Origin of the sequence: Dehalobacter sp. TBBPA1, assembly GCF_040931655.1 — a bacterium.
GTDB lineage: Bacteria > Bacillota > Desulfitobacteriia > Desulfitobacteriales > Syntrophobotulaceae > Dehalobacter > Dehalobacter restrictus.
Genome location: NZ_CP162385.1, coordinates 2,996,659 through 3,012,452, shown reverse-complemented (window position 1 = coordinate 3,012,452; position 15,794 = coordinate 2,996,659). Strand labels below are relative to the sequence as shown.

The window sequence follows — 15,794 nt, the reverse complement described above, 5'->3', positions numbered from 1 at the left end:
AGAGAACCCCCTTATTGATAGTTCAAAGTCATCAGTAAAAAAAAATTATTCACAAATATCAGGTTATTTGTGGATAACACCCCGGATAAAGAAGAAAAAATTATACACATCCGATCATCAAAATATGAGCGAACATGTACATTTATCATAACAACTTTTCATTTCGTTATCAACAGTTAATTCAGAGTATCCAGGAAACTTCACAAACAATCCGGAACTTCTTCATATTATATTCACATAGTTATTAACCAGTTATTTTCTTGACATAATAAAAATAATTGGAGTATAATTTTCTGTAGTCTGTCTTTCGTTTTTTGTTAGTTCTATCAGAAATGCTCTAACATCTTTTCGATAGATCTAAGTGCAGCTAAGGTTGCCGCTAATAGCTTGGCGCCAGCTGAGTTTTTATTCTTGGAATTATAAGGGGGTGTTTGCTTTGAAAAGAACATATCAGCCTAAATCCCGTCGCCATAAAAGAGTTCATGGATTCTTAGAACGGATGAAAAGTACTGGCGGTAGAAACGTTTTAAGACGTCGTCGTTTGAAAGGTCGTAAGAAGTTAGCAGTATAGGGCCGCAAGTTTGTGGCCTTTTTTGTACTGAACGCCCTTTAGCAAAGCAAGGAGGGCCATATGCTGCTGAAGTCTTACAGGTTGAAAAAAAAGACCGATTTTCAAAGTGTCTTTACCAATGGAAAAAGTTATGCCTCAAGACAAGTTGTCATATACATCTTTCGAGGACATAATAAAAAATTTGGATTTATTGCTTCTAAAAAAGTTGGTAATGCAGTGAAGCGCAACCGGGCGAAGAGGCTTATGCGCGAAGCTGTTCGTTTGAATATAGACGGATTGAAGATGGACTGTGAAATGATTTTGATTGCCCGTGCGGCAATCAACAAAGCAACCTTGCAGGAAGTTGAAAAATCTGTACTATATATTTGGAGAAAAGCGGGAATTTATGATGGAAAGAATGCGTAAAATCATGGAAACTGTTTTTGTTTCCATCATCGTTTTCTATCAACGATTTGTCTCACCTCTGAAAGGACGAACCTGCAGATTTTATCCTACATGTTCGGATTATGCGATTCAATCAGTTAAAAAGTACGGGATCATCAAAGGGATTGGCAAATCGCTCATACGAATTACCAAATGCCACCCTTTTCATCCCGGCGGATATGACCCAGTTTAAGGAGGGTTCTTGTGGATATCGTTTATCAGGGAATGGCCGCGATCTTAAAGTGGCTGTTTGATCTCTCGTCCATGATCGGATTGCCATATTGGGGTATGGCAATTATCATCTTTACCATCATCATTAAGATTGTTCTTTACCCGTTGACCTGGAAACAGATGCAGTCCATGCGCAAAATGACGGATTTGCAGCCAAAAATGAAAGTGCTGCAGAAAAAGTATGCCAATGACAAGCAGAAGATGAATCAGAAGATCATGGAACTGTATAGTGAAGAAAAGGTGAATCCTTATTCGGGGTGCTTGCCGATTTTGGTACAGCTTCCTATCTTGTGGATATTTTATAGAACGTTGGCAAATTTCCCTTACGGCAATGATGCCAGTGTCTGGTTTTTAGGTTTCAATATTACTGTGGCATACGGCTTTCAATTGTCCTATCATTTAATCTTACCGATTCTCGCTGGGGTGACGTCTTTCTTAATGACAAAGGTCTCGATGGCAACAAGCCCCAACAAGAATCAGCCTGGTGCGAAAAAAGATACAGCTGAGGCTACTGCCGAACAGACTCAGAAAATGATGTTGTATGTCATGCCGTTCTTTATGGCTTATATCGTAATTACGCTTCCTTCTGGCTTAGGTTTCTATCTTATAACGATGAACATTGTGTCGATCCTGCAAACTGTCTATATCAATAAGAAGTTGTCGGCAGAGAAAAAAGAAGCCTCTGTTGACTGAGGAGGTACACGAATGAAGGTTGCAGATAAAACTGCAAAAACGGTTGAAGAGGCTATTGAATTGGGATTAGCCGAACTTGGCGTCAGCAGAGATCAGGTTACTGTTCAAGTGCTGGAAGAACCGGGAAAAAAAGGACTCCTTGGACTTTTTGGCAGTAAAATGGCTAGAGTCAGAATCAATTTTGAGGATGATCCGGGAGCACTGGCCTGTGAATTTCTGAAAGGGTTGACCAAGGCAATGTCTGTCAATGCCGACTTCGAAGTATTTAATCGTGATGAACAGGTCAAAATAAATATTACCGGTTTAGACCTTGGCATACTGATTGGCCGCAGAGGGGATACTTTGGAATCCATACAGTTTCTGACAAATTTAGCCGTCGCAAAAAAATTGTCTAATAAGACGAGAATCGTGATTGATGTTGAGGGTTATCGTAAGCGCAGGGAAGAAACGCTGATTGTTCTTGCTAAAAGACTGGCTGAAAAGGTTAAGAAAAGCGGCAATAGAATTGTTTTAGAACCGATGAGTCCTCAAGAACGGCGGATTATTCATACGGCCCTGCAAAATGAATTGAAAGTAACGACTTTTAGTGAAGGGGAAGAGCCTCACCGAAGAGTTGTCCTTGATTTAAAACGGAATCATATAGAAAAGGCATAATTATGTAGAAGGGGGCAACCCCTTTTACTTTTCTGTCAGAAAGGTTTATTATTTTCAGATAGAACGCTAAGTTTTACTATTTCTGGAGTTGAGAAAAATGGATGATACGATTGTCGGCTTGGCTACACCGGCCGGAGAAGGGGCCATTCATGTTATTCGTTTAAGCGGAAAGCAAGCCCAAAAAATATTGGATGTTTGTTTTTGTCCCGTCCATCAAGACAAATGGCTGTCCGACACAACATTTACGCTTCATTTAGGGAACTTTTATGATGGTGCGATGCAGCTTGATCAAGTCCTAATCAGCAGGATGAAAGGGCCTCATTCTTTTACGGGTGAGGATGTTTATGAAATAAATTGTCATGGTGGATTAATACCCGCAAGAAGAATCATTGAAACCTGTCTTCGGCAGGGAGCGCGTTTGGCAGAACCCGGTGAATTCAGCAAAAGGGCTTTTTTGAATGGAAAAATGGATCTTGTTCAGGCCGAAGCGTTAATTGACTTGATTTCCTCTAGGACAGAGCTATCTGCGGACTTGGCTTTGCTTCAGCTCGGAGGGAGATTGTCCTCCAGAATTAATGAAGTCAGACAGGATATTTTGGATATCCTGTCCTATATTGAAGCAACCATTGATTTTCCGGAAGATGAAATTGATGATTTGGCACTGAAAGAACTGTCTGAAAAAATATTAAATGCTAAAGAAAATTCTTTAGAAATTTTCAAAGGAAGTAAGACCGGTAAAATTATCAGGGAAGGTCTTTCCACGGTAATTGCTGGTAGGCCGAATGTTGGAAAATCCAGTCTGCTGAATGCACTTTTGCACGAAGAAAGAGCGATTGTCACGGATATTCCAGGAACAACCCGGGATGAGATTCATGAATATATCAAGATTGGTGAAGTACTGCTTCATCTTACCGATACTGCCGGAATCCGAGAAAGTGATGATCCAGTCGAAATGATTGGCATTGAGAGAGCCTGGAAAGCGCTTAGTATGGCAGATGTCATTCTGCTCTTGCTCGATGCCTCCGAGATTCGTTCTGGGAGGCTCACGAACGAAGAAAAAACAATTCTTGAGGAATACGCCAATAAAACTATTGTTTTGATTAATAAAATTGATCTTTTGTCTTCTTATGAATTTAAGGATACCTTTCTTTCTCCTGAAGTTTTTGCGCTGGCGTTTTCTGTAAAAAACAGGATTGGCTTTGCTGAACTAGAAAAGGAAATCCTAAGCAGGGTTTTTGAAGGAGAGATATCCGTCACAATTGATCCGTTATTATCGAATATCCGTCAAATTCAAGCTCTGGAAAATTGCATTCACTCTCTGGAAAAAGCCCTTGAAGCTGTCTATGCGAATGTCCCATTTGATCTGGTATCGATCGATGTCCGTTCAGCCCTCGAAGAAATCTCTTTGATTACGGGGCATCAGGTTCAGGAAGAGTTGCTTAATAATATTTTTTCCCGATTCTGTATTGGAAAGTAGGTTAATTGTGGATTATTTTGCTGGAAAATATGATGTGATTGTTGTCGGGGCGGGACATGCCGGATGTGAGGCTGCTCTCGCCTCTGCCCGTATGGGATGCGATACACTGCTGCTTACGATTAATTTAGATAAAGTTGCGCATATGCCGTGCAATCCGTCCGTAGGCGGTCCGGCGAAAGGCCATCTGGTGCGGGAGATTGATGCGCTAGGTGGTCAGATGGGAATTGTTGCCGATGAAACAGCACTTCAGGTCAGGCTGCTGAATACGGGCAAAGGGCCGGCTGTCCATGCACTAAGAGTTCAATCAGATAAAAAAGCTTATCACCATCGGATGTTAAACAACCTATACAATCAGGCCAAGATTACCTTGATACAGGCTTTGGTCGAGCGGCTCCATTTTGATGGGGATAAACTTAAAGGTGTTGTCACGCGTACAGGCGCAGTCTTTGAGGCAGGCAGTATTGTTCTGACGGGCGGAACATACCTCAGAAGCAGGATAATAATTGGGGAAGCGCTTTATGAAGGCGGACCGGCCGGAGAAATCACCTCGGGGTCCCTGTCTGAGGATCTGAAACTACGCGGCATAGAACTTGGCCGGTTTAAAACCGGAACGCCTCCTCGGATTCTGAAGAGCTCAGTAGATTTCTCTAAGTTCGTAATTCAGCCGGGTGACAGCGAGCCAAAATATTTTTCATTTATGCCGACTAGAAGCATGTTTTGGGGAAATAACCCGGAAAATCAGCTTCCTTGCTGGCTGGGCTACACGACGGAAACAACGCATGGTATTATCCGAGATAATCTGCATCGCGCACCGCTGTATACCGGCGTGGTGGAAGGCGTTGGCCCGAGGTATTGTCCTTCTATTGAAGATAAGGTTGTGCGTTTTGCGCAGCGGCAGGCCCATCAGCTTTTTCTTGAACCAGAAGGCAAAGATAGTGAGGAATTATATGTTGCCGGGCTGTCAACCAGCCTGCCGGAAGAAATCCAGCATATGTTTTTCCGTAGCATTCCCGGTTTGGAAAATGTTCAGATTTTGCGTCCCGGATATGCGATTGAATACGATTATGTCAAACCGTATCAGCTCTCTCTGACGCTGGAAGTACGAAATCTCCCGGGACTCTTTACAGCGGGACAGCTTAACGGAACATCCGGGTATGAGGAAGCGGCCGGGCAGGGCTTAATGGCCGGAATCAACGCAGCGCTTAAAGCTTTACGCCGAGAACCTTTTATTTTAAAGCGTTCCGACGGATATCTCGGTGTACTAATTGATGACCTGGTCAATAAAGAGATTTGTGAGCCGTACAGGCTTTTGACCTCAAGGGCGGAATACCGTTTGCTGCTGCGTCAGGACAACGCTGATCTGCGTTTGACTGAGAAGGGTAGAAAACTGGGACTAGTTGCAGATGACAGGTGGAAGATTTTTGAGCAGAAGCTGAACAATCTGGAGAAAATCTTTCAGCAATGGAAGACGATTACTTTTTCTCCCGCCAGTGCAGATATTCAGGAATTGCTGATCCAGGCGGGGTCTACTCCGCTCCGAAGCGGAATTAAAGCGGAGGAACTTGTGAAGAGGCCGGAAATTATACCAGATCTGCTGCCACGTTTTATGCCAGAGATGGGGACGTATGACGCTGAAGTATTAGAAGAAGCATCAATCCAAATTAAATACGAAGGGTACATTCAGAAACAACAGGAAGAAGTAAACCGATTTATCAAACTTGAAGAAAAAGTCCTGCCTGTTAATCTGGATTATTTGAAAATCAAAGGTCTATCCAATGAAGCCAGACAGCGGCTTAACGGCGTGCAGCCGATCAACGTCGGACAGGCATCGAGAATCAGCGGAGTGAGTCCTGCGGATATTTCGGTTTTATTGATTTATCTGGAACAAAGGCGGAGGAACATTTCTGATGAATGATCAATTTCTGGAAATGGATCTTAAGGAACCGCTTAGCGTCTTGCACGATAAGGTCCGGGATGTCTTGAGTCTGGAACTCTCCGCCGAACATCTTGAAAAGTTTGAACAATATACAGTACTGTTACTCCAGAGGAACGAACAAATGAACTTAACAGCCATTACCGATCCGGCAGAAATGGTGATTAAGCATTATCTGGATTCTCTGGTGTTTGTCAAGTGGATAATGCATTATTATCCCAATGGACAAATTGTTATTGCGGATCTTGGTACCGGCGCTGGATTTCCAGGTATTCCTATTAAAATACTTTTGCCGCAAATTAAAGTCGTCCTTGTCGATGCGCTAGCCAAAAGAATTCATTTTTTGCAGGAGGTCTGCGATAGCCTTGGCTTGAAGGTCGAAACCTGCCATGCACGAGCTGAAGATATTGGCCGCAGCAAGGCGTACCGGCAGCGATTTGATATTACGGTGGCCAGAGCAGTCGCGGAGTTGCCGGTACTACTGGAATATGCAACTCCTTTGCTGAAAGTTGGCGGAAGATTTATTGCAGCGAAGGGAATCGATCCTGAAAATGAAATAACTTTGGCTAAGAACGCCTTGCGGATCCTAAACTGTGAAGTTGAGCATGTCGAAAAATATTCATTGGCGGAAGGCGCGGATAACCGTTCTCTGATTATTGTTAAAAAAATATTGAACACACCTGCTCAATATCCGCGTCAAGCTGGGAAACCGAAAAAAACCCCTCTCTAGTAATCATCTGCTGAAATGATCAAGAATGATTAAATAAGTAGTTTTTAAATATTTTATAGTATAATTTTGTAGTATAATAATATAAATAAATTTTTTTACAGACCAAGTTCCATGTCAACCCTAAATTTTATATAACTGTCGGCATATTTTATGTAATACTGTGTTTTCTTGTAGCTTCGTGCTGTCCATGGCATCGCTGCATTAGTTCACCCGTGGACGTTAATTGCCATATGGCTGGTATACCTTAATTTTTCGCCTTGTCTTACAAAAATCTGCTCGTCATTATATTATTATTTTAAGGTTGACTAGGTACTAATTGATCAAGTCTGTGAGGAAGGAGATACAAGATTGGCCAGAATCATTGCTATAGCAAATCAAAAAGGAGGAGTCGCCAAAACAACGACTGCTGTGAATCTCTCCTCCAGTCTGGTTGAGAAAGGAAAAAAAGTTCTCCTCATTGATCTTGATCCACAGGGAAATGCCACCAGCGGTTGTGGTATTATGAAACATCGGTTGTCCCGCTGTATTTATGATGTAATTATCAATGAAGAAAACATTCAAAGTGTGATCGCCGATACAGAGCTGAAAAACTTAAAGGTTGCGCCTGCCCGTATTGAACTGGCCGGTGCTGAGATTGAGCTAGTCTCCCAGCTGTACCGTGAAGGAAAGCTTGCAACTGCTTTGCAAGGAATAAAGGATGAATTTGATTTTATCATTATTGATTGTCCCCCTTCCCTGGGACTTCTTACGTTGAATGCACTTTGTGCGGCAACAGATGTTTTGATTCCTATTCAATGTGAGTATTATGCATTGGAAGGTTTAAGCTTGCTGGTCAATACGCTTGATAAGGTCAAACGTTCCATTAATAGAGACCTTCAAGTTATCGGCGTACTTTTGACCATGTTTGATGCGAGGACAAATTTATCGATTCAGGTCGTCGATGAGGTTAAGAAATATTTTAGAGATAAAGTCTTCAGAACCATTATTCCCCGGAATGTTCGGCTTAGTGAGGCCCCGAGCCATGGTCAGCCGATCATTCTATATGATAGCAAGTCGCGTGGAGCTGAAGTATATCGAGATTTAGCCGAGGAGGTCTTGGAACGTGTCTAAAAAAGGTTTAGGCCGAGGGCTTGGCGCTTTAATTACGGAAAGAGAAACGGAAAGCAGTGAAATTAAAGAAATAATGCTGGCGGATATTGTACCAAATCCTGGCCAGCCGAGACGGGAGTTTGACCGTGAAAAACTTCAAGAGCTTGCGGATTCTATTCAAGAACATGGATTACTGCAGCCTATCCTTGTAAAGCCTGAAGGAAGTAGATACATCATCATTGCGGGAGAGAGGCGTTTTCGAGCTACACAGCTTGCAGGGATCGACAGAATTAACTGTATTGTGAGAGACTGCACTGAGCAGGAAATGACGGAAAAGGCTTTAATCGAAAATATCCAGCGCGCGGACTTATCTCCTGTAGAAGAAGGCCTTGCATATGCACGCTTAATTCAAGATTATGGACTAACTCAGGAACAGGTTGCCAGACGCGTCGGTAAGGGCAGGCCTACTGTAGCCAACTTACTTCGAATTATTCAGCTGCCTGCTGAAGTCTTGGAACTGATTAATAAAGAAGCAATTTCTTTGGGACATGCCAAGGTGATACTTTCTTTAGAAAATAAAGAGCAGCAGATTTCTCTCGCGAAACGGGCCGTTGAGGGATTATTATCTGTAAGGGAAACGGAAACGATTGTTCAGAATAGTGAAAAGAAAGAGCAGCCTGCCAAAAATGCTGTGAAGACACTGAAAAACAAGAGCTATAGTTCTTTAAATGATCTTGAAGAAAAACTGCGGCACAGTTTTCAGACCAAGGTAGCTGTATCAGGAAGTGAAGAAAAAGGAAAAATTGAGATTAATTATTATTCCCGGGATGAACTTAACCGGCTTTTAGAACGTTGGGAGATTGAAGTTTAATATGTTCCACGTGGAACATGTTATTACATTCTTTAGGAGGGATCATTTTTGTTTTCTATTTTAGAACCCGAGTTGATTATCGTCTTGGCAGTATCGGTTGTAGCCTTGATCGTTATCGTGATTGCGATTGTTATGACCAATGCTCTACGTGTCCGTATGAGTAAATTTGAAAAATCCTATATCAGCCTGCAGACGTTCTTATCCGGAACACAGCTGGAAGAACTGCTGAGCGCCAATTTAAAAGAAGTTGCTGAATTAAGCCGTATTGCTGCAGAGCATGGGCAAAGGCTTAAGCTTGCCGAAGATAAAGCCCGCAACGGAATTGACCGCGCGGAACTGGTCCGATTTAATTCTTTCGAAAATATGGGTGCCGACCTGAGCTTCGCCCTTGCTTTGCTGAATCAGGAAAAGACCGGCGTCGTCCTTACAGGAATTCATAGTGTTGAAGAGTGCAGAATCTATGCCAAAGGGATCGAAAAAGGGCAGGCCAATGTTAAACTTAGCCCTGAGGAGAAGCTCGCTATTGAAAAAGCCTCGAAGAATGAGCTAACTATTTAAATTCAAGATTGATTCAACAAGAAGTAAGTCCGCTGGAACAAATTACATAGTACCTCAGACATTTGCCATACGATACTCAATCTGGTGTTTTGCAGCACCATGTATTGCATAAAACCGTTGATATTGACAATGCCGGTAAGGTGGATTTCTCCTACCTCCGGCAGTTCTTTTTTTACGGCGGTTCCTGGTTTTAAAGGGCCTTCTGCCAAGCTGATGTAGCCGACGGAGTCAAGTTGACCCAGGCAGGCATCCAGGGCAATAATATAGGGATTGCAATACTTGGCAAACAAGTTTTTCAGGGTGGATTCAAGGTTTTCTGCATGAACGGGCTTTTCGAGCGTTCCGACAACCGTCAATCCTGAAAGACCTTTTCCATCTAGTTTTGTGCCGGTTAAAGGCCCCAGAGAATCACCGGTAGAACGATCCGTCCCTATACATAATAGAACCACCGGTCTACCGGCAGCAGCTTTCAGATATTTTTTCAACCTTAGCTGAAGCTGGTAAAGACCGGGACGATCTGTGTAATGGGCACGCAGATGCTCTTTTTCTCGAATTCCTGGCAATGGGTTCAATGCGGATACCTCCGGAGGTTAAATGAAATAGAGTCGCTGCAATTTCCATCCATGGCATTGCAATCGTATGATTGTTTATGTGAGTCAATATGCAAAATAATAATTTTTAGAGTACTTTGCTATTATTTCCACAATCAGTAATATTTATGCGTAACAAATCAAAATCAGAATATGAAAAAATCCAAACCCATATTATAATTAGAGTCAGGAATATCCGCAATAAATATAAGGTATAAGTACCATGTCAACGCTATCATCAAAATATGGGGTTGACCTGTACTTTAGGTATTAGCTATGGAAAGATATCTAATTATTGGAACAGCAGGCCATGTGGATCATGGGAAAACCCACCTTATTCAAGCCTTGACAGGTATAAGCACAGACCGGCTTAAGGAAGAGAAGGAAAGAGGAATTTCGATCGAGCTTGGGTTTGCTTATCTGACACTCCCGGACGGTCGCAAAGCAGGAATCATTGATGTACCGGGTCATGAAAAATTTGTCCGTCAAATGTTAGCCGGCGCGAGTGGAATGGATATTGTTCTACTGATTATTGCTGCCGATGAAGGCGTGATGCCTCAAACCCAGGAACATCTGGATATATTAAACATGTTAAATGTAGAAAAAGGAATTGTTGTACTGTCAAAAATTGACCTGGTTGATCAGGAATGGCTTTCCATGATTGAACTGGATACCAGAGAAAAACTCCGAGACAGTTTTTTGCGGGATGCTCCGTACTGCAAAGTATCTTCTGTTACTGGCCAGGGAATTTCGGAGTTACTGCAGACAATTATGACTGTACTCCAAACAACTGAAGGGAAACGTTCGGATCTTCCGTCAAGAATGCCGATTGACAGAGTTTTTACGATTCGGGGGTTTGGAACAGTGGTTACAGGGACTTTAAACACAGGGACGATTCAGAAGGGACAGGAAGTATGCCTGGAACCGGGGGGACAAACCGTGAAAATTAGAAATATTCAAGTTCATGGCGAACACGTCTCCGAAGCTTATGCCGGACAGCGGGTTGCGATAAACATAGCCGGACTGGCTGTAAGTGATATTCCCAAGGGGGCAAGCCTTGTTGATCCCGGATATTATAACGCAGGACAAATTTTAGACGTAGAACTATTTAACCTCGCGTCAGAGCAAAGAACGATCAAACAAAGGCAGAGGATACATTTTCATTTAGGAACGGCCGAAACACTGGGACGGGTTCATCTTCTGGCCCAGGAAGAATTGGCTCCCGGGGAGAAAGGGTTTGCCCAAATCATTCTGGAGGAACCGGTTGTCGCAGCAAAAGGGGACCGGTTTGTAATCAGGTACTATTCACCTGTCGCGACGATCGGCGGAGGAGTTGTACTGAGCCTGGCAAATGCCAAACAAAAACGTTTTCGAGAAAAGGTCATAACCGAATTTCGGTCTAAAGCAGAAGGCGGCTTAACCGATCAAATAAAAAAAGAGCTTACTATTCCTTTATCTTCCGATGAAGTCAGGAAAAAGTCTGCTCTTGGGCAGGACGAAGTTCAGCTGGCTTTGGATCGTCTCAAAAATGATCAGACTGTTGTGATCTTAGCTGAGGATGGATTATCATTATTCTGGCTTAAAAGTACAGCAGAAGAATGGGCTCTTAAAGCAAATGCGGAAGCAATGAAATATCAAAAGACATATCCGCTGCGCGGAGGAATTGGCAGAGAGGAATTAAAAAGAATCCTGAAAACGGCTGTCTCCCATAAACGCTGGCAGTTGATTTTGGAATGGGGAGCAGATCATCAGTATTTCAGGCTAAGCAGCAGTCTGGTCCAGGCAGTATCTGAAATCGGGATGCCTGAGGATATCAGGCAAAAGCTTGACGCTTTGCAAAAAATCTGGGAAAAGGCAGGGCTAAATCCTCCGGGGCAGGAAACTGCGGTTGCAGAATGCGGGGTACCCGCTGCAAAATTTCCGGAATATGCCGAATATCTTAAAACAAATAACGTCTGGAAACAGGTAGGAGAATTCTATATTGCAGCAAGTGCAATAGAAAAAGCTAAAATAATATTGGAAAAGCACCTGCAAGAAAATGGACAGATTACGGTTTCTGAAGCACGGGACTGCTGGCAGACTAGCCGTAAATTTGCGGTGCCTTTACTGGAATATTTTGATTCAATTCATGTTACAGAAAGAAACGGAGACATCAGGGTAAAACCAAGATCTGCCCAAAATCCAGGCTAAGTTTTCTTTATTCCCTTTAGAGAATATTGATTTGGCTGCTCATGATCAACTTCGACCCGATATCCGGCAACTCTCAAAAACCGTTCAACGTTAATTTTGGATGTCTCATTATCGACAATGACCATGATTTCTGAAGGATCATCCGCTAAAGCTCTTTTGGTAAAAATTACGGGTTCCGGACAGGAATATCCTCTGGCATCAACATATTTCAACACATCTAGCCTCCTTTTATATTCTATCCTATTGTACCATAAGCAGAGATCTCAACAATATCATATAATTTTATAATAAGAAATACAGAATATAAATATGTTAAATATATGACACAATATTTACACAAAGATTGTAATTATATTCTATATAATATTTACATTAAAATATACATGTGAATATGCATAAAAATACAAATGTAATTATGCATGTAAATGGTTATGTAAATAATATAAGATTTTTCTTTGTGTTTATATGCTTATTAGATTGGACACGACGTTCAGGATCCGCAGCAGGTGCATTATATTTATATATTCAGTCTTTTTGTTGTATTACTGATAGATTTTAAAGTCAGTACTATTTAATAGAACTATAAAGTACAGTATATTTACATGCAAATATTAATGAATAAAGACACTAATATTTTATTAGTATTTAAGTGTAAATATTATAATGAATTTGGATGAACAAGAAAAATAATTTTAAGAGCGTCAAAGAATTGCCAAAGAATAAGACAAAGGTTCACATTCGAAGCATTAAGTGTTAAAATGATTCAGCAGACTCTAAAAGGTCTTGGGGATATATAGCGGCTGGTGTCGCTCCCGGACTTCAAATCCGTGTGTCGGGACGCAGAACGTTCCGAGGTGTGTTCGATTCGCACATATCCCCGCCATTCTGTAAAGGAGAGCGTAGCGTGAATACATTTGATTATGTAATGCTGGCGCTGCTGGTTCTGGGAGGCCTAATCGGGTTTCGGAAGGGCCTTATTACCGGTTTATCAAGATTTATCGGAAAGATCGCTGCGATAGGCATTGCGGTGTTTTTTTACAAACCATTTCTGAACCTATTGGAACCCGTTTTAGGGCTTGAAGCAAAACTGGAGCCCAAAATCGGAAATTTTTTGACCAAAATTGCTGAAAGCAAAGCATCCGGGACAGATCCCTACGGTGCCGCTGACAGCATCAGGCAATCCATGATTGGTCAGGCCACACCTGTTTTGACAGATTATGTCCTGAAGATTGGTGCTGTCCTGCTCTTGTTTATTTTAGCAGCATGTATCATTAATCTTATCATCGCTTTGGTCATTACCCCTATAGCAAAAAACTTAAGTTTTATCAACAGAGGGGGAGGACTGCTTTTTGGTTTACTGAGTACCTTTGTCGTGATTTCTCTGGTCCTGGGGTTGTTTTCACCGTTGTTAAGCACTGGTGACTCCGGATTGCTTAAGACGGGTAGCTCCATGTTTTATCCCTGGTTTATGCAAGGATACGATCTGATTTTATCAGGGATTTCTGTTTTTGCGGGGGATATTCTGAATAATCCTCTGGATTCTATACCTTTGCTGAATGGGCTGGTTTGAAAGAGAGGCTGAATGACTATGGATCTTAATGTAGGAGATATTGTCAGGCTCAAAAAGGCCCATCCCTGTGGCAATACAGAATTTAAGATCATGAGAACAGGTATGGATTTTCGGATTGAATGTCTGAAGTGCGGGCATCAGACCTGGATAACCAGGGCAAAGCTGGAAAGGAATATTAAAAAAATCCTGACGGCAGAAAACAGTCAGGGGATCTCGGACTGATTTAACTAGAATTTGAGGGGGAAAAACATGTCTCTGCATGTAGGAATAGTTGGGCTGCCCAATGTCGGCAAGTCAACACTATTTAATGCGATAACGAAAGCCGGAGCAGAATCGGCCAATTACCCGTTCTGTACTATTGATCCGAATGTCGGAATTGTACAGGTACCGGATTTTCGGTTAAAAGCACTGGCTAAAATTGTGAACCCGCAGCAAATCGTTCCGGCAGTTGTCGAATTTGTCGATATTGCCGGTCTGGTAAGGGGTGCAAGTAAAGGTGAAGGACTAGGCAACCAATTTCTTTCCCATATACGGGAAGTGGATGCCATTGTTCATGTTGTACGTTGTTTTGAAGATGATAACGTTGTTCACGTCGAAGGTAAAATTGACCCGGAACGGGATATTGAAACGATCCGGATGGAATTGATCCTGGCAGATATGGAAACCGTATACCGCCGTCAGGCCAAGCTGGTCGGAATGATCAAATCCGGGGATAAGAAGGCCAAATTCGAAGCTGAGGTATTAGAAAAGCTCGTGAAAAAATTTGACCAGGGGATACCGGCTAATTTGGTTGGTTTCTCTGAAGAAGAAAAAGAATTGCTGAACAGTGTCAGTCTGTTGACCCTAAAACCGGTGATTTATGCCGCGAATGTTTCTGAAGCGGAAGCTTCTAACGGGGAAAATAACGCCAATGTCCAAAAAGTACAGGAAATAGCCAGACTCGAAAATGCTGAAGTCATTCCTGTTTGCGCCAAGATTGAAGCAGAAATAGCAGAACTTGAAGAAGATGAGAAAGAAATCTTTATGGAGGAACTTGGGCTCACGGAATCTGGACTTGATCGGCTGATCAGGAGCGCATTCAAGCTGCTTGGACTGATAACTTTTTTTACGGCAGGTCCTAAAGAGGTAAAGGCTTGGACGATCCGCCGGGAAACCAAAGCGCCTCAGGCGGCAGGTACGATTCATTCCGACTTTGAGCGGGGTTTTATTCGGGCAGAGGTCGTCAAATATGAACATTTTATGGAAAATAACGGTCTGAATGGAGCCAAGGACAAGGGCTTGGTTCGGTTAGAGGGCAAAGAATATGTCGTTCAGGACGGCGATATTATGCATTTCAGATTTAATGTCTAGATGAAAGGTTCTCAGAACTAGCAAAATCATCATTATTTGCAAATGACATAAGGAAGTGTTATAATATCATGTTGTAGCATAATAACCCTGCTCCACACTCGAGGTGGGGCCATTTAGTCCGAGGGGAGGTGCATTTATGCAAGCGTACGAAGTGATGTACATTATAAGACCGGATCTCGATGATGAGGCTTCAAAAGCAAATGTTCAAAGATTTGAAGAGATCGTCAATGCCAATGGTGGTACAGACCTCAAGGTTGATATTTGGGGTAAAAGACGCCTGGCTTACGAGGTTAAGAAGTTCAATGAAGGTGTTTATGTCCTGATGAACTTCAACGGTGAAGCACGTACGGTTGATGAACTGGAAAGGCTGATGAAAATTTCTGATGCTGTGATCCGGTTTATGACAACCAAGAAGGAATAACGATGCGGAGGGTTTAAGATGTTGAATCGTGTAGTACTTATCGGGCGATTAACGAAAGACCCTGAGCTACGCTATACACCAAACGGTGTAGCTGTTGCATCTTTTACGCTAGCCGTCGACAGGAATTACAAGAACAGCCAGGGCGAGAAAGAAACGGATTTTATTCCATGCGTTGTTTTTCGCCAGTTAGCTGAACTCTGCGCGAACTATTTGGCGAAAGGAAAACTGGCTGCAGTAGATGGCAGGATTCAGGTCCGCTCTTATGACGGTCAGGATGGGCAAAAAAGATGGGTGACAGAGGTCTTGGGAGAGAACGTCAGATTTTTGAGTCCCAAAGACAATAATGCCGGAGCATCTTCAGCTCAAAATGATTTTGGTTCTTTTGCTCATGAAGTTAGTCTAGATGATGATATACCATTTTAGTTTGAAGGGAGGAGCGTTCA

19 protein-coding genes and 1 tRNA gene are annotated in these 15,794 nt (G+C 42.4%); 18 read left to right on the top strand and 2 right to left on the bottom strand.

Annotated elements, in window-relative coordinates; genetic code table 11:
- Positions 1-436: 436 nt before the first annotated feature.
- From rpmH to AB3489_RS14675, 11 genes are all read left to right on the top strand, one after another.
- A complete protein-coding gene (rpmH, locus tag AB3489_RS14725; protein WP_081580541.1) occupies positions 437-571 on the top strand; it encodes a 50S ribosomal protein L34 in 135 nt (44 codons plus the stop codon).
- Between the two features lie 60 nt (positions 572-631).
- Positions 632-976, top strand: a complete 345-nt coding sequence (gene rnpA, locus AB3489_RS14720) for a ribonuclease P protein component (protein ID WP_368293456.1) — start codon at positions 632-634, stop codon at positions 974-976.
- A gap of 1 nt (position 977) precedes the next feature.
- The gene (yidD, locus tag AB3489_RS14715; RefSeq protein WP_207635598.1) at positions 978-1,187 is read left to right on the top strand and encodes a membrane protein insertion efficiency factor YidD; all 210 of its coding nucleotides are present in this window, start codon (positions 978-980) and stop codon (positions 1,185-1,187) included.
- 11 nt (positions 1,188-1,198) lie between these two features.
- Complete coding sequence (locus tag AB3489_RS14710; RefSeq protein ID WP_019224902.1) at positions 1,199-1,918, top strand: YidC/Oxa1 family membrane protein insertase; 720 nt, start codon at positions 1,199-1,201, stop codon at positions 1,916-1,918.
- A gap of 12 nt (positions 1,919-1,930) precedes the next feature.
- Positions 1,931-2,572, top strand: coding sequence for an RNA-binding cell elongation regulator Jag/EloR (gene jag / locus AB3489_RS14705; RefSeq protein WP_368293455.1), 642 nt, complete (start codon positions 1,931-1,933; stop codon positions 2,570-2,572).
- 97 nt (positions 2,573-2,669) lie between these two features.
- Positions 2,670-4,049, top strand: coding sequence for a tRNA uridine-5-carboxymethylaminomethyl(34) synthesis GTPase MnmE (gene mnmE / locus AB3489_RS14700; RefSeq protein ID WP_368293454.1), 1,380 nt, complete (start codon positions 2,670-2,672; stop codon positions 4,047-4,049).
- A gap of 7 nt (positions 4,050-4,056) precedes the next feature.
- On the top strand, positions 4,057-5,964 hold the full coding sequence (mnmG, locus tag AB3489_RS14695) for a tRNA uridine-5-carboxymethylaminomethyl(34) synthesis enzyme MnmG (RefSeq protein ID WP_368294642.1): 1,908 nt from the start codon (positions 4,057-4,059) through the stop codon (positions 5,962-5,964).
- Positions 5,965-5,977: 13 nt separating this feature from the next.
- Positions 5,978-6,712 (top strand): 16S rRNA (guanine(527)-N(7))-methyltransferase RsmG, encoded by a 735-nt coding sequence (gene rsmG, locus AB3489_RS14690; protein ID WP_176714427.1) that lies wholly within the window; start codon positions 5,978-5,980, stop codon positions 6,710-6,712.
- A gap of 348 nt (positions 6,713-7,060) precedes the next feature.
- Entirely contained in the window at positions 7,061-7,822 is a 762-nt protein-coding gene (locus AB3489_RS14685) for a ParA family protein (RefSeq protein ID WP_368293453.1), read from the top strand.
- Positions 7,815-8,672 carry a ParB/RepB/Spo0J family partition protein gene (locus AB3489_RS14680; protein WP_368293452.1) on the top strand — a complete coding sequence of 286 codons (858 nt, stop codon included), beginning with the start codon at positions 7,815-7,817 and terminating at the stop codon, positions 8,670-8,672. The genes AB3489_RS14685 and AB3489_RS14680 overlap by 8 nt, the downstream gene beginning before the upstream one ends.
- 48 nt (positions 8,673-8,720) lie before the next feature.
- Positions 8,721-9,230 (top strand): DUF4446 family protein, encoded by a 510-nt coding sequence (locus tag AB3489_RS14675; RefSeq protein ID WP_368293451.1) that lies wholly within the window; start codon positions 8,721-8,723, stop codon positions 9,228-9,230.
- 2 nt (positions 9,231-9,232) lie between these two features.
- Here the strand turns inward: AB3489_RS14675 and yyaC are convergent, their stop codons facing one another.
- A complete protein-coding gene (yyaC, locus tag AB3489_RS14670) occupies positions 9,233-9,802 on the bottom strand; it encodes a spore protease YyaC (RefSeq protein ID WP_368293450.1) in 570 nt (189 codons plus the stop codon).
- 294 nt (positions 9,803-10,096) lie between these two features.
- Between yyaC and selB the strand changes: the two genes are divergently transcribed.
- Complete coding sequence (selB, locus tag AB3489_RS14665) at positions 10,097-12,010, top strand: selenocysteine-specific translation elongation factor (protein ID WP_368293449.1); 1,914 nt, start codon at positions 10,097-10,099, stop codon at positions 12,008-12,010.
- Here selB and AB3489_RS14660 read toward each other — a convergent pair.
- On the bottom strand, positions 12,007-12,225 hold the full coding sequence (locus tag AB3489_RS14660; protein WP_368293448.1) for a sulfurtransferase TusA family protein: 219 nt from the start codon (positions 12,223-12,225) through the stop codon (positions 12,007-12,009). The two genes, selB and AB3489_RS14660, sit on opposite strands and share 4 nt — an antisense overlap.
- A gap of 570 nt (positions 12,226-12,795) precedes the next feature.
- Here AB3489_RS14660 and AB3489_RS14655 point away from each other — a divergent pair.
- From AB3489_RS14655 to AB3489_RS14630, 6 genes are all read left to right on the top strand, one after another.
- A tRNA-Sec gene (locus AB3489_RS14655) sits at positions 12,796-12,893 on the top strand.
- A 21-nt stretch (positions 12,894-12,914) separates the two neighbouring features.
- Positions 12,915-13,580 (top strand): CvpA family protein, encoded by a 666-nt coding sequence (locus AB3489_RS14650; RefSeq protein ID WP_368293447.1) that lies wholly within the window; start codon positions 12,915-12,917, stop codon positions 13,578-13,580.
- 18 nt (positions 13,581-13,598) lie between these two features.
- Positions 13,599-13,802 carry a DUF951 domain-containing protein gene (locus AB3489_RS14645; protein ID WP_015045000.1) on the top strand — a complete coding sequence of 68 codons (204 nt, stop codon included), beginning with the start codon at positions 13,599-13,601 and terminating at the stop codon, positions 13,800-13,802.
- Positions 13,803-13,829: 27 nt separating this feature from the next.
- Entirely contained in the window at positions 13,830-14,930 is a 1,101-nt protein-coding gene (ychF, locus tag AB3489_RS14640) for a redox-regulated ATPase YchF (RefSeq protein ID WP_368293445.1), read from the top strand.
- 136 nt (positions 14,931-15,066) lie between these two features.
- Entirely contained in the window at positions 15,067-15,351 is a 285-nt protein-coding gene (gene rpsF / locus AB3489_RS14635) for a 30S ribosomal protein S6 (RefSeq protein ID WP_015044998.1), read from the top strand.
- 18 nt (positions 15,352-15,369) lie between these two features.
- Positions 15,370-15,774: a single-stranded DNA-binding protein gene (locus AB3489_RS14630; RefSeq protein WP_368293444.1), complete on the top strand. Its 405-nt coding sequence runs from the start codon at positions 15,370-15,372 to the stop codon at positions 15,772-15,774.
- The last annotated feature ends 20 nt before the right edge of the window (positions 15,775-15,794 follow it).